This is a genomic window from Chryseobacterium sp. JAH (assembly GCF_001507335.1).
In the GTDB taxonomy this organism is placed as follows: Bacteria; Bacteroidota; Bacteroidia; order Flavobacteriales; family Weeksellaceae; genus Chryseobacterium.
Genome location: NZ_LMAH01000004.1, coordinates 188,310 through 201,972, shown reverse-complemented (window position 1 = coordinate 201,972; position 13,663 = coordinate 188,310). Strand labels below are relative to the sequence as shown.

The 13,663-nt window shown below is 35.2% G+C and carries 14 protein-coding genes; 11 read left to right on the top strand and 3 right to left on the bottom strand.

Annotation, left to right across the window (positions count from 1 at the left end):
- From AR685_RS11685 to AR685_RS11665, 5 genes are all read left to right on the top strand, one after another.
- A partial coding sequence (locus tag AR685_RS11685) for an FKBP-type peptidyl-prolyl cis-trans isomerase (protein WP_185113247.1) occupies nt 1-232 on the top strand: 232 nt, incomplete at its 5' end.
- Nucleotides 233-335: 103 nt separating this feature from the next.
- Nucleotides 336-905, top strand: coding sequence for a helix-turn-helix domain-containing protein (locus AR685_RS11680; RefSeq protein ID WP_047446763.1), 570 nt, complete (start codon nt 336-338; stop codon nt 903-905).
- A gap of 86 nt (nt 906-991) precedes the next feature.
- On the top strand, nt 992-2,458 hold the full coding sequence (locus tag AR685_RS11675) for a serine hydrolase (protein ID WP_059124663.1): 1,467 nt from the start codon (nt 992-994) through the stop codon (nt 2,456-2,458).
- 86 nt (nt 2,459-2,544) lie between these two features.
- On the top strand, nt 2,545-2,955 hold the full coding sequence (locus AR685_RS11670) for an Rrf2 family transcriptional regulator (RefSeq protein ID WP_047446759.1): 411 nt from the start codon (nt 2,545-2,547) through the stop codon (nt 2,953-2,955).
- A gap of 67 nt (nt 2,956-3,022) precedes the next feature.
- The gene (locus AR685_RS11665) at nt 3,023-3,676 is read left to right on the top strand and encodes an NAD(P)-dependent oxidoreductase (RefSeq protein WP_047446757.1); all 654 of its coding nucleotides are present in this window, start codon (nt 3,023-3,025) and stop codon (nt 3,674-3,676) included.
- A 70-nt stretch (nt 3,677-3,746) separates the two neighbouring features.
- Here the strand turns inward: AR685_RS11665 and AR685_RS11660 are convergent, their stop codons facing one another.
- On the bottom strand, nt 3,747-4,778 hold the full coding sequence (locus tag AR685_RS11660; protein WP_082671928.1) for a M23 family metallopeptidase: 1,032 nt from the start codon (nt 4,776-4,778) through the stop codon (nt 3,747-3,749).
- 220 nt (nt 4,779-4,998) lie between these two features.
- Here AR685_RS11660 and AR685_RS11655 point away from each other — a divergent pair, with 220 nt between their 5' ends.
- The 6 genes from AR685_RS11655 to AR685_RS11630 all read left to right on the top strand — a co-directional run bounded on the left by AR685_RS11655 (nt 4,999) and on the right by AR685_RS11630 (nt 10,481).
- Nucleotides 4,999-6,039, top strand: a complete 1,041-nt coding sequence (locus tag AR685_RS11655) for an NAD(P)H-dependent glycerol-3-phosphate dehydrogenase (protein WP_052188047.1) — start codon at nt 4,999-5,001, stop codon at nt 6,037-6,039.
- A gap of 454 nt (nt 6,040-6,493) precedes the next feature.
- Nucleotides 6,494-7,999, top strand: a complete 1,506-nt coding sequence (mqo, locus tag AR685_RS11650) for a malate dehydrogenase (quinone) (protein WP_052188046.1) — start codon at nt 6,494-6,496, stop codon at nt 7,997-7,999.
- A gap of 84 nt (nt 8,000-8,083) precedes the next feature.
- Nucleotides 8,084-8,479, top strand: coding sequence for a hypothetical protein (locus AR685_RS11645; protein ID WP_047446753.1), 396 nt, complete (start codon nt 8,084-8,086; stop codon nt 8,477-8,479).
- Between the two features lie 4 nt (nt 8,480-8,483).
- Nucleotides 8,484-9,110 carry a DUF1684 domain-containing protein gene (locus AR685_RS11640; protein WP_047446751.1) on the top strand — a complete coding sequence of 209 codons (627 nt, stop codon included), beginning with the start codon at nt 8,484-8,486 and terminating at the stop codon, nt 9,108-9,110.
- A gap of 3 nt (nt 9,111-9,113) precedes the next feature.
- Nucleotides 9,114-9,596, top strand: coding sequence for a GNAT family N-acetyltransferase (locus tag AR685_RS11635; RefSeq protein WP_047446749.1), 483 nt, complete (start codon nt 9,114-9,116; stop codon nt 9,594-9,596).
- A 75-nt stretch (nt 9,597-9,671) separates the two neighbouring features.
- Entirely contained in the window at nt 9,672-10,481 is an 810-nt protein-coding gene (locus AR685_RS11630) for a glucose 1-dehydrogenase (RefSeq protein ID WP_047446748.1), read from the top strand.
- A gap of 224 nt (nt 10,482-10,705) precedes the next feature.
- On the opposite strand, the gene recO is transcribed toward AR685_RS11630, so the two are convergent.
- Nucleotides 10,706-11,392, bottom strand: a complete 687-nt coding sequence (recO, locus tag AR685_RS11625; RefSeq protein WP_059124662.1) for a DNA repair protein RecO — start codon at nt 11,390-11,392, stop codon at nt 10,706-10,708.
- The gene (locus AR685_RS11620) at nt 11,392-13,662 is read right to left on the bottom strand and encodes a hypothetical protein (RefSeq protein WP_185096018.1); all 2,271 of its coding nucleotides are present in this window, start codon (nt 13,660-13,662) and stop codon (nt 11,392-11,394) included. The genes recO and AR685_RS11620 overlap by 1 nt, the downstream gene beginning before the upstream one ends.
- Nucleotide 13,663: the final 1 nt, after the last annotated feature.

Genomic DNA, 13,663 nt, shown 5'->3' with positions numbered 1-13,663 from the left:
GACAATCGGAGGAAAGGTTTTCGACAGTTCTGTAAAAAGAGGAACTCCGGCTTCATTTCCATTAAACAAAGTAATCAAAGGTTGGACAGAAGCTCTTCAGCTGATGCCTGTAGGAAGTAAATGGAGATTGATCATTCCGCCACATTTAGCGTATGGAGATCAGCAAATCAGCAAAGAAATCGGACCCAACAGTACGCTTGTTTTCCAGGTGGAATTGTTGGATATAAAATAATATAGCTAACATATTTAAAATTAAATTACCTGTTTTACGGGTAATTTTTTATTTAAACTAAAACAGATTGAATCATTAAATTTGTTTCAGTAAATTTTCATCAATGTCGGAACTAAAAAAAATAAGAGAACAGAAAAATTTCACTCAGCAAGAACTTGCTGAACGATCAGGCATTTCCGTGAGAACGATTCAAAGGATTGAAGCCGGAACAGATCCGAAAGGTTATACTTTGAAAACATTGGCTTCTACTCTTAATATTTCCGAAAAGGATTTATTGATACAAGAAATTCCAAAAGAAATTTTTGTTGAAAATTCTTTGCCATCGATAAAAAAAGAAGGGGTTTTTAATTCTACTCTTATCAAAATGATCAATCTTTCTTCATTACCTCTCGCTTGGTTTCCGATCGCCAATTTTTTACCTCCGTTAATGATTATGCTTTTTACGAAAGAGAAATCTCAAATTGTAAAGCAAATTGTTTCTCTTCAGATTTTCTTAGCCATTATTTCACCTGTTATTTTCATGATTGTCGCAATTTTAAAACTTGGATCTCCATCTGTGATGATTACGATGATCGTATTGGTTCTTGCAAATATTTATATTATTCTGAGAAATGCTTATGAAATTGATAAAAATAAAAAGCTTTTTTATCAATTGAATTTCAGTATATTATAAAATTAAAATTCGATTGTCGGGTTTTTGTCGGGCTGTTTTTTTGAATTCAATTTGATTAATTCTGAATATTTGTCAAAAATTAATCAATGATAAAAGAACTCAAAATCAGCGTTTTTACATTTTTCTTTTTTATCACAAATCTACAGTCGCAAGTAGCAAAAAATTCACCTTTATCTTTAGAATTAAAAAAGCAAGACAGTTTATTTTTCGATCGTGGATTCAACAACTGCGATATTGCATATTTGGAAAAAGCTGTTGATGATAACCTTAAATTCTATCACGACAACGGAGGCTTTCAGGATAAAAAATTATTTTTAGAAAGAACAAAAGCAAATCTTTGTTCAAACCCCAATCAAAAACCGATTCGTAAAGTCATTGAAAACAGCCTCGAAGTTTTTCCATTGTACAATAATGGTAACTTGTATGGTGCGATACAGACAGGAGAACATCAGTTCTACATTCGTGAAAAAAATAAAGAAGATGTGTTGGGAGGACAGGCAAAATTCACATCAGTCTGGACAAAAAAAAATGGAAAATGGATCATGAGTGACGTTCTCAGTTACGACCACGGTGATCCCAGCAAATCAAAAATTACAGATAATCTTCAGCAATTGTTAAAAGATAACAACATTCCGACTTTGGGATTGGGGGTGATTGAAGATGGAAAATTAACAGAAATCAAAGTTTACGGAACTCTTGATAAAAAAATGACTGCTCCTTACAACAGTCTTTTTAATGTTGCTTCTTTAACCAAACCTGTGACTGCGATGACCGTTTTGCGTTTGGTAAGTTTAGGAAAATGGAATCTTGACGAACCGCTCGATAAATACTGGATTGATCCTGATATTGCAAAAGATCCGAGACATAAAAAACTAACTACAAGAATGATTTTAAGTCATCAAACGGGTTTTCCAAATTGGAGATGGCAGAAAACGGATAAAAAATTAAGTTTTGAATTTGATCCCGGAACAAAATATCAATATTCAGGTGAAGGTTTTGAATATCTGCGAAAAGCGATCGAAAATAAATTTCACAAAAGTCTGGAAGATTTAGCCAAAAAAATGATTTTTAAAACTTTGAAAATGAACGATACAAGTTACATTTGGAATGAGAGAAAAGACTCACAAAGGATTGTTATGGGATATGACAAAAACGGAAGACCATATGATTTTGTAAAAAACACAAAAGCAAACGCAGCAGACGATTTGATAACTTCTGTTGAAGATTACAGTAAATTCTTAATTTCTATAATGAATAACGATCTGCTTTCAAAAACGGTGTTTGAAGATCTGAAAACCAAACAAGTTAAAACAAAAGAGAATAAATATTTAGGGCTTGGTTTTGAGATTTATGACTTGGGAAATAACGAGATTGTGCTTTCTCACAGTGGTACAGACAAAGGTGTAAACACGATTGTTTTTATTTTGCCTAAAACAAAACAAGGTTTAGTAATCTTTACCAATGTTGATGACGGTTACAAGGTTTATGAATCAATTATCAATCGTTACTTTGGAGATATTGGAAAAAAGATTGTTGAGATTGAAACAAAATAATTTTTAAATAAATTAATTACAGTTAAATAATATAATTGTAATTAATTTTGTTACAATTAAAATTTTTATATCTTTGCATGATCATTATGAGCAATACAAGATTCGCAACGGCGGTACATATCATGACTTTACTGGCAAAAGCTCCACACGAATGGCTCACTTCTGATTGGATTGCCGGAAGCATCAATGTAAATCCGGTAATCGTTCGTAAGGAATTAAGTGAATTGCGTGCAGCTGGATTAATTGCAAGCCGATTGGGGAAAGATGGTGGAACTACGCTAGCGAAAAGTGCTGGCGAAATTAAAATTTCTGAAATCTACGCAGCAGTAAAAAATAATGAAGTTTTAGGTAAAAAAAATCAAAAACCCAATCCTGCCTGTCCTGTTGGGAAGGAGATCAATAATCATCTTTCTATGCTTTTTGAGCAGACAGAGCTTTTGGTGAAAAGTTTTTTGGGAGATAAATCACTTAAGGAATTTACAGATCAATTTGATTAAAATTTTTTGGTGTAAAATGTAACAATAGTTATTACAATTAATTTAAAATAATAAAAAATAATAAAAAATGAGCAAAAAAGTAGCAGTAATAGGAGCCACGGGGTTCGTGGGAAAACAAGTCGTTAATGAATTGTCAAACAGAGGATATGAAGTCAATGCAATCGCAAGAGACAGTTCAAAAGTTGATGTAAAAGACAATATAAATGCAGTAAGTGCAGATGTCAACAACGTTGAAGAATTTGCTAAAGTTCTGGAAGGAAATGATGCCGTAATCAACACCTTCAACCCGGGATGGACAAACCCAAATCTTTACAATGATTTTTTGAATGGAAGTAAAAATATTGAAAAGGCAGTGGTTCAATCTGGTGTTAAAAGATTTATTACCGTTGGTGGAGCTGGAAGCTTATTCATAGACGGAAATCAGTTGGTTGATGGTCCTGATTTCCCTGCAGACATCAAACCTGGAGCAACCGCTGCAAGAGATTATTTAAATGTTATCAAACAAAACGATACATTAGACTGGACGTTTTTCAGCCCTGCAATCGAAATGCATGCAGGAACAGCAGGAATCAGAACAGGAAAATATAGAACATCTTTAGAATCACCTGTTTTTGATGAAAATGGAAGAAGCATTCTTTCTGTGGAAGATGTTGCTGTTGCTTTGGTGGATGAGCTTGAGCAGAATAACCATATTCGAGAGCGTTTTACCGCAGCTTACTAATTTTTTTTGATTTATAAAGAGTCGGCGGCACCTTTGGTGCCGCCGACTCTTTTATTACTGATTACATTTTTTATAAATTCATAAACAACTTCGGATTCACCGGAGTATTGTTTTTGTGCACTTCATAATGCAAATGTGGACCCGTAGAACGACCTGAATTTCCTGATTTTGCAATGACTTGTCCGACTTTTATTTTATCATTCACTTTTGTAACCAATTTCGATAAATGCCCGTAAAGTGTAGCTAAACCATTTCCGTGAGAAACAATCACACAGTTTCCATAACCGCCTTTCTGCCCTGAAAAAATGACAGTTCCGGCAGCCGTTGCGACAACATCAGAGCCAAAAGGAACAGCAATGTCCAAACCTTTGTGAAACTGCATCTGATCAGCCTCTGCAGGTGGATTGTTTTTTTCAACAGGAGTCTTTGAACCTGTATTTGCAGCAACAGTTTTCGCTGTAGCATTTGTCGGTGCAGAAGCGACTGCTTCCGTTTTAGCTTTTGGTGTCACCATCACCTTTACTTCTCTCTTATTTCCGTAGCTGTCCGTTAATTCTATTGTTTTCTCATAAGGTTCAGCTTTTACCTCAGGTTTTGCGGAAGTTGTGGCAACTGCTGCTGTCTTAGTTTCTGCGGTTGGTTTCACTGAAGCAAAAACCGTTTTGAATGGAATAGGATTTTTTCTTATTCCAAAATTTGATGAAATGTAGCCTTCAGTAGGCATTCCTAGAGGAACCTGCATCAGTTTTTTCTGCAAGTTCATCAAATATTGACTGTATCGGTTTGATTGTTTGGCTAGATAAATTGAGTTTGAAATACTGTCGCTGTCAAGAACCATCAATTTTTCGTTCTTAATATCTTTAGATTTTAAAAATGAGTTCAGCTGTCCTACTGTTTGGTCTACTAAACTAAGGTCTGTCTTCATTTTTAGATAATCTACACTATCTTTCTCTGTATTTATTTTTACCAGATTAACTTCATAATTTTTATCATCTTTTGTAGAATACAACCTGGCAATAAAAATACTTTGTACAAAAACTACCAGTAAAAGTCCTGCGATCAGAATGTTTACTTTCTTTTTGCTTCCTAAAAATTTCTTCATTTTTCTCTCTTAGAATTAAAAAACCGTTTTAAGGGTGCAAATTTAGTTAAAAATAAATTTTAAGAATTATTTCTAATTAAAATCTAGAATATTTTATACTTAACGGAATTTTAAACATTTAATTGTGCGAGAATGTTAATTTTTAAGAAAATAAGGATTATCAGATTTATACAGTATCTTATTTCTTTGTTTTAATATATTTGCAGTTCAGACTTTAATTATGGCGAAAAAGAAAACAATTTCAGAATCAGCAAACTCAAAAAAGCCTAAAAAAGACATTTCTGTAGGAGTTGTCGGCAGCGGAAGTTTTGCGACGGCAATTGTGAAAATGCTTGTTGAAAACTGTAAAACAGTACATTGGTGCGTGAGAAATGAATTTGTAAAAGGTGCAATTGAGCTTCGCGGTCACAACCCGACGTATCTTACGGCAGTGAATTTTAATCTTAAAAATTTAAAACTTACAACAGATATCAATGAGTTGGTTACGGCTTGCGATGTGGTTGTTTTGGCGACTCCGTCTATTTATCTGTCAGATACAATGGAAAAAATGACTTGCGAGTACAAAGACAAAATCTTTGTTTCAGCAATCAAGGGAATTATTCCTAAAGTGAATGATGTCGTAGCGCATTATTTAAAGGAAGAGTTTCAAATCGGCTTCAGAAATCAGGCAGTCATTGCAGGACCGTGTCACGCAGAAGAAGTTGCGATGGAAAGACTTTCTTACCTTACGGTGGCGACTGTAGAAGACGAAACCTCAGATAAATTAGTTGGAATATTTAATTCAGATTTTATTAAAGTCAATTCCAGCAAAGATATTTTAGGAAACGAGTACAGTGCTATTCTTAAAAATATTTTTGCTATCGGGGCAGGTATTGCAAGCGGTTTAGGTTACGGAGACAACTTTACAGCAGTTTTTGTGTCAAACGCCATCCGTGAAATGGAAACTTTCCTTGAAGCAATTTACGAAGCACCTAGAGATGTCAATGAGAGTGCTTATTTGGGAGATTTACTCGTAACTGCCTACTCACTGTTCTCAAGAAATAGAAACTTAGGAAATCTGATAGGGAAAGGGTACACTGTAAAATCGGCTATTCAGTCGATGAACATGGTTGCAGAAGGATATTATGCGGCAGATTCAATTTACAAAACAGCACGACAGAAAAATCTTGAATTACCTATCATTGACACGATTTATGCCATTTTATATGAAGGTAAAAATGCGGAGAAACAGTTCAAAAAACTGACTGCAAAACTGAATTAAGAATAATTTAATTTACATCAAAAATAGAACATCAGCATTTGCTGGTGTTTTTTTTATGGTGGCTATTTCCACTTTCCACACCCTGTTTTTTGCCGAACCAAAGTGGAAGTGAAAGAACTCTGTCCAGGTAGGGCTGCAACAACTCGATGTTTGAGAATTAAGGAAAAAAGGACAAAGAATAAAATGTGAAAACAATAGGTGGAATGATACAATCATCCCGCTCCTAGAACTTCCAATTCCTCCAGAATATGATTTCTGTAATCATTTTGCACTTACGGAGCAGACTTTTCCGTGATTCTAATTTTTATAATATGAATCAGTGAAATCTGGTTCATCAGCTCAATCCGCGAGAGCATAAATATCACCAATTCAGATCAAAAATTATCATGTTAAAAATCATTAAACAGGCATTTAATAAAAAACTTTTCCCGAAATTCGTAGTAAATTTAAAGGTATGCCGAATACAATTTTAAGCAGAACTCCAAAACCAAAATATGATGTTGTTTTAATCGGAGGCGGAATTATGAGCGCCACATTAGCCACATTACTTCACGAATTCGATCCTGATTTAAATATTGCAATTTTTGAAAGATTAGGAAGATTTGCCAAAGAAAGTACCGCTGCCTGGAATAATGCAGGAACAGGACATTCTGCTTTTTGTGAATTGAATTATACACCTGAAGGCGAGGATGGAACAGTGGATATTTCAAAGGCAGAAAGTATTGCTGAACAGTTTGAGATTTCAAAACAGTTTTGGTCTTACCTGATTGATAAAAAATACATCAGTACTCCATCAGATTTTATTAATTCTTGTGCACACATGAGTTTGGTATTTGGCGAAAAAGATGCTGAATATCTGAAAAAAAGGTATGAAGCCATGAAAGACTCACCTTTATTTTCTGATATGAAATTTTCCAGTGATCATAACCAATTGAGAGAATGGATTCCTCTGGTAATGAGCAAAAGAAACGAAGCAGAAGTTCTTGCAGCCACGAAAATGGATTTGGGAACCGACGTCAATTTCGGAAGTCTTACAAGAAAGATGGGTAGACATTTATTGGAAGACTCAAATGTTGAAGTTTTTCTTTATCATGAAGTTAAAGATATTGATCCTAGAACCGACGGAACTTGGGAAATGAAAGTTAAAGACAGAATTCACAGTCATAAACAGGAAGTGGTTGCAGATTTTGTTTTCATCGGAGCAGGTGGTTATGCTTTACCATTATTGGAAAGTTCAGACATCAAAGAAAGTGAAGGGTATGGCGGTTTTCCGGTTTCAGGAGAATGGCTTGTTACTCACAATCCTGAATTGGTAGAAAAGCATCAGGCAAAAGTGTATACGCAAGCAACAGTTGATGCACCGCCCATGTCTGTTCCGCATTTGGATTTAAGAATTATTGACGGTAAAAAAGCATTACTTTTTGGTCCTTTTGCCGGATTTTCAACTAAATTTTTAAAAGAAGGAAATTATCTTGATTTACCTGCAAGTGTGAATACGAAAAACATCAGATCTCTTTTCGGAGCCTGGTGGCATAATATTCCGCTGACGAAATATTTGGTGCAACAGGTTGCGATGACGAAAGCTCAGCGTATTCAGCATTTGAGAGAGTTTGTAAAAGACGCCAAAGAAGAAGACTGGGAATTGAAAGTTGCCGGACAACGCGTACAGATTATCAAAAAAGATGGAAAACAGGGCGGAAAATTAGAATTTGGAACCGAAGTGGTAGTCAATAAGCAGGGAACAATAGCATCTTTGTTGGGGGCATCTCCTGGAGCTTCCACAGCAGTTTTCGCGATGGTTAATGTACTTGAAAAATGTTTTCCCGAGAAAATCAATGGAGAATGGAGAGAAAAATTATTGGAAATGATTCCTTCATACGGACAAAATTTAGCAGAAAATCCTGAACTTACTGAACAAGTAAGAGCATACAGCAAAGAAAAATTGGAACTCAAACATTAAAATATAAGTAATGAATAATTGGCAATAAGTAATTTTGAGAACGCTGTAAATTACCCAGTACCAATTAATCGTTACCCATACCTCATGGAAGAAGTCATTGTAAAACCCATTATCGCAAAAGAATTGCTGGAATCTCTTCAGACTAAAATTGAGGAAGAGAAGCAGGTAATTGTGCACTGCTGCTTCCCTGCATCTCCTTTTTTGGGAAATCTCATCAGAATCTGGAATACAACCTACCTTGTTGACAATTCTTCCAGCCACAAAAGTAAATTGATTCACGCTGAAAACATTACAATTTATCCGAACTGGACGGCTGTTCCTTTCATGAGAGATTTTTGGTTTACATTGGTGTTTTCAGGGCTTCCGAAAGATTGTACAAGTTTTGATTTTAAAGAAATTATTCCTGAAGAAGGTGGTTTTTTTGTAAAATCAATCAAAAGGAATTCGTCAGATATTTACAGAATTAAAATTTCAGAATAATTCAATGAAAAAATATATCCTATTTCTATTTTTTATACTTCCGTTATTTGCATTTTCCCAAGTCAATAAACGACAATCGAAAGAAATTAAAGAAATCAAGAAATTTCAGCAAGATTTAAATAAAGAATATTTAGACCCGAAAGAAACACCTTTAAGAGATGATAATTTTGCGAAATTTAAACAGCATGCTTTCTTTCCAATCGATTTAAAATACAGAGTTACTGCAAATTTTGTTAAAACCGAAAATCCTCAGCCTTTCGATCTACCTACTTCTTCCGGGAAATCAAAATCCTATCAGCAATTTGGAAAAGCAACCTTCGAACTAGATGGAAAGTCGTATACATTAAACATTTATCAAAGTTTAGATTTAATGAAAAGGGAAGAATATAAAGATCATCTTTTTCTTCCTTTCCTCGACGAAACCAATAATAAAGAAACTTATGGTGGCGGAAAGTATATGGATTTAAAAATTCCGATGGGAAATACAATTGTTTTAGATTTCAATCAGTCGTATCAGCCTTTCTGTGCTTATAATGCGTATGACTACAATTGCCCAATCGTTCCTCAAGAAAATAAACTGGCTGTTGAAATACGAGCTGGAGTGATGTACGAAGATATTTATCACCATTGAATCATGATTGAACTAAGATTTTATCGGCCAAAAGATTTCCAGGAGCTAACCTATGTTTTGGATTCTGTACAATCACAATATACAGCAACAGCTAACCAAGCTTTAGAAAAAATTGAAATAAGAAATCAAAAAGGTGACTTTTCAGCTTTTCCTGTTACTCTTTTTTATAATGGAAAAGCGGTAGGGTTTTTTGTGTTAGATTTTGGAGAAGATAAATTTGAGTTCACAGAAAATTCTGACGCTGTTCTCCTACGTTCCCTTTCTGTGAATCCGGAATTTCAAGGAAAAGGTATTGGCAAATCTGCAATGCTTGAGATTGATCATTTTTTGAAAAACCATTTTGTAAATTGTAATGAAATTGTTTTGGCAGTCAATGAGAAGAATACTCAGGCTTTTCAGCTATATATTCAAACTAGATATCTTCATGACGGTAAAATGAAAATCGGAAGATGCGGTCCTCAGTTTGTCATGCGCAAAAATCTTTAGGATAATTTAAAATTAAAATTTCAAGTTTGGCGTGATACTTTCAGATGGGTTATAAATACTATTTGAAATATTAAAATGGAAGTTTCACTAAAAAATCAAGTCGCCATCATCACAGGTGCATCCAGCGGAATAGGAACAGGAATCGCAAAATCTATGGCCGAAGCTGGAGCCGCCGTCATTATCAATCATTCTTCAGAAAAATCGTATAAAAACGCTCAGGAAGTTTTAAAGGAAATCACCGATGCCGGAGGAAGCGGAATTACTTATCAATGTGATGTTTCGAAGGAAGATGAGGTAATCAAAATGTTCAAAGATGTCATTGCGGCATTCGGAACGGTTGATATTCTTGTTAATAATGCTGGAATTCAGAAAGATGCGAAATTCACCGAAATGACATTGGAGGATTGGAATTCGGTAATGGGAGTCAATCTTACCGGACAATTTCTATGCTCAAGGGAAGCCATCAAAGAATTTTTAAGGAGAGGAATAGACACTTCACGTTCTGTCGCCTGCGGAAAAATTATTCATATCAGTTCGGTGCACGAAATTATTCCATGGGCAGGTCACGCCAACTACGCAGCGAGTAAAGGAGCCATCAAAATGCTGATGCAGACACTGGCACAGGAGTTTGGTTCAGATAAAATCCGAGTGAACTCCATTGGTCCGGGAGCCATTAAAACACCGATTAATAAAGATGCTTGGGAAACCAAAGATGCCCTCAATTCTTTGCTCGATCTTATTCCGTACAACCGAATCGGTCAGCCGAAAGATATCGGAAACTTGGCTGCTTTCTTAGCGAGTGATCTCGCAGATTACATTTCTGGAGCAAGTATTTTCGTTGACGGTGGGATGACCAGCTTAGAAAGTTTTTCCACGGGAGGATAGTTTTTTTGGCGCACAATTCCGGCTTTCACTACTCGCTTTTTTGTGCCCTTTCATCTGCTCTTTCTTACAATGAGCTCAAACATACCGTTCAATCCGGGGCGCAGTCTGTTGTTAAAACAATTTTAGTTTTTTATTTCAAAATCAGACAATAATAAATTTTGAAAAAAATTCATTCAATGCTTAATGTAAAAAACAGCCTTGCTGAAAAATGTCGATTTTTAAATTTATTCAAAAATCTGCTGAATGATTTCTAAGGAATTAGGAGTTTTAAAATCCGAAATATGATAATGGTAATAGACCAGAATACTGTCTAAAAAACTTTTCCTTTTTGCAGACGGAATATTTATTTCGTAAGGGTTTGAAGATGACATAATCATTTTCCAAAGCAGAGAGTTTTCTTCATCAAAAAGAAGGTGCATAGAAAAAGGGGAAAATGTTCCGGTTTCGGGATCCAAAAAAACGCCTTCACCTAAAAGTGGTGCAACCCCCTGAATTTTTAAGATTTTAATTAAAAAAATAAGATGAGACTGATAGTTTTTGGTGCTCAGTTGATCTATACATTCATCGATTACATGAAAAACCGCAATATTTTTATTTTCATTTTTTAAAATCTGATTAAGAAAATCTGAAATGAAAAATACAACGGTATTTGCTTTAATATCAGTATATACATCATGCAGATTGAGCATCTCAAAACTTGAAATAACCTGCAGACTGCTGGTTTTACCACCTCTTACTGAAAAATTAAGTTTATTTAAAGGCAGCAGAAAGGCTTTCTTCTTATTCTTTTTGGTATAGATACCTCGTAGGAAATAAGTCTGAAAGCCTTCCTCTTCGGTAAAACAGTGCAGAATTGCATCGTTTTCACCATATTTTATAAATGAAAGTAAAAAACCGGTTTGAGAATTCATTAATTGACAACGGCTATTTTTGCGGTTGCTTTATCGCTGGCATCTTCGTTGGTCATCAGTACAAAATAAATTCCTGATGCTACTCTTTTTCCTTTTTGATTATTGAGATCCCATTCATAATATCCTGATCTTGCGATAGCAGAATGTACGATGTTTCCTGCTGCATCCGTGATTCGAATGTTGGTTTTCTCGGCTAGACCTTTAATCGTTACTTTACCTTTAAACTGAGCATAAACTACAGGATTTGGATACACTAAAACGTTTCCAAAATTAGAGGTTACATCGGCAACATCACCTTGATAGGTTACGATACCGTCGTAAGTTACAAAGTAAACTTTTCCTGTCTTTTTATCTACTTTAATATCGGTAACGGTATTTGTAGGAAGTGGTGAGTTTTCTTTTGTAAATCTTTTAATAACCTGTTCGCCTGATGCTGAAAGATAGTAAACTCCACCACCATCAATAGAAACCCATTTTTGGTCTCCACCATCAACTTCTATCTGTAAAACCTGAGAATCTCTGAATAACTCTTCTGCGAGACCGTTTTGTTCGATTACGATTGGTTCAAGAGTGGGACTGTTGTCAATTTCTGCTGCTGCATTAGGAAGAATCCTTAATCCCACATCAGTTCCTATCCATGCGCTATTTGACTTATCAAACGCAACTGAAAGACTTCCGACAGAAGAGCCGGGCAACCCATTGTTCTCCCCTAAGACAGTAAAGGTATCATCAGTAATGCTTTGTGTTTTCTTCGTATCATAAACTAAGAAATTATTTGTTCTTGGAAGAGGAGTCCAAAATTTATTTTCGTGATACACCAATTGTTGGATGCCAGGACTGCCAAGACCTGTGGCGTATTTCACCAAAAAATTGTCTGTGGCTCTGTCATAATAAGCAAAACCAGGAGTTGCTGCATTGGATCCGGAAAATGCCATACTTGCAAACAGATTGTTCTGATCATCGTATGCAAACCCTACGGGTCTGTTCATATAAGGATTGGTAGCTTCCAATTCATATCTTTTTACAAATTCAAAATCTTTCGAACCTCCGTTATATTTCATCTTATAAATACCATGTCCCGATGAGTTGTTATAATTGCTGAAAAAGAATTCGCTTGTATTAGTGGGGTCAGCAATTACATCTAATATATTAAAGTTTGTAGTGTTACCAACAAAATAGGAGGAGTAAATCCATTCCATTCCATTGTAGTAGTAAAAGCCTGGATTTTTAGAATTAAATAAATTTGTATTAAATCTTGCTTCGCGTCCACCACTTGAAACTAAAAGCTGATTGTCATTAAATAATCTTATTTTATACGAATAGTTAAAGTAAGGGCCATCGGGTTTATAAGCAATATTATCTTCACTTTTTAAACCGGATAAAATAGTTCCAAGATATATTTTTGAACCAACTTTCGTTGCAGTATTGCACGCTTCACCCACAGTGACAGAACCGGCAAAAGTTCCGTTCGTATTGTAGCTGTAAATTCTTGCAGCATCTGTGATAACAATATTATCTGAATTGACTACCACGTCGTTCACATTTCCAAATGTCTGTGAAACGGGAGTTGAAACTCCATTATTATAAATGTATGCAGCTGTTGATGATGAAAAAGCAACAGTGTTTTCAGAATCGATATGGGTAAAATTACCAGCAAGTTCGGTTGCCCAAGTAGAAAAAACAGGAAAAGTTGTATTGAGTTCATGGGTTTTCAATCCTGTACTGGTTACCGAAAAAACTTTATTGTCTTTGATTGTCGCCTCGTTGCTTGCCTGATAAACTCCTCCGGTAACGAAGAATGCAGAATCGCCGAATTCTTTCTTTTTTAAATCGAAAATAGAAACTCCATACCCTACGGAAACTACAGCTCGGTCTCCGGTAATCGAAATATGATTGATTCTTTTGCTTCCATTATATCCTGTTGCAATAGGAATATCCACAACATACGTGACTCCTTGTGGGGTAATCACATCAAGCGATCCGTTTTGATAACCGATTAATCCAATTTTAGTCTGTGGATTATAGTCAAATGCAGAAATTTTAACTTCGTGAAGACCGTTTGCTTTAGAAAGTTTTGTAATTTCTCCTGTAGCAAGGGTATAAAAAAATATCCCATTTTCTGTAGCAGCAACGATTTTACCATGATCATCTTTTACTGCCAAAACATTATTGTAAGAGAATAAATCTGCCCATTTTTTTGAAGAAATATTCTGTGCGCTTACAATTTGCAAAGATGCTAATATACCAAGAGAAATTAGAAGTTTTTTCATA

Coding starts and splice junctions, on each gene's coding strand:
- AR685_RS11680 (WP_047446763.1), top strand. CDS start 336: ATGTCGGAACTAAAAAAAATAAGAGAACAGAAAAATTTCACTCAGCAA.
- AR685_RS11675 (WP_059124663.1), top strand. CDS start 992: ATGATAAAAGAACTCAAAATCAGCGTTTTTACATTTTTCTTTTTTATC.
- AR685_RS11670 (WP_047446759.1), top strand. CDS start 2,545: ATGAGCAATACAAGATTCGCAACGGCGGTACATATCATGACTTTACTG.
- AR685_RS11665 (WP_047446757.1), top strand. CDS start 3,023: ATGAGCAAAAAAGTAGCAGTAATAGGAGCCACGGGGTTCGTGGGAAAA.
- AR685_RS11660 (WP_082671928.1), bottom strand. CDS start 4,778: ATGAAGAAATTTTTAGGAAGCAAAAAGAAAGTAAACATTCTGATCGCA.
- AR685_RS11655 (WP_052188047.1), top strand. CDS start 4,999: ATGGCGAAAAAGAAAACAATTTCAGAATCAGCAAACTCAAAAAAGCCT.
- mqo (WP_052188046.1), top strand. CDS start 6,494: ATGCCGAATACAATTTTAAGCAGAACTCCAAAACCAAAATATGATGTT.
- AR685_RS11645 (WP_047446753.1), top strand. CDS start 8,084: ATGGAAGAAGTCATTGTAAAACCCATTATCGCAAAAGAATTGCTGGAA.
- AR685_RS11640 (WP_047446751.1), top strand. CDS start 8,484: ATGAAAAAATATATCCTATTTCTATTTTTTATACTTCCGTTATTTGCA.
- AR685_RS11635 (WP_047446749.1), top strand. CDS start 9,114: ATGATTGAACTAAGATTTTATCGGCCAAAAGATTTCCAGGAGCTAACC.
- AR685_RS11630 (WP_047446748.1), top strand. CDS start 9,672: ATGGAAGTTTCACTAAAAAATCAAGTCGCCATCATCACAGGTGCATCC.
- recO (WP_059124662.1), bottom strand. CDS start 11,392: ATGAATTCTCAAACCGGTTTTTTACTTTCATTTATAAAATATGGTGAA.
- AR685_RS11620 (WP_185096018.1), bottom strand. CDS start 13,662: ATGAAAAAACTTCTAATTTCTCTTGGTATATTAGCATCTTTGCAAATT.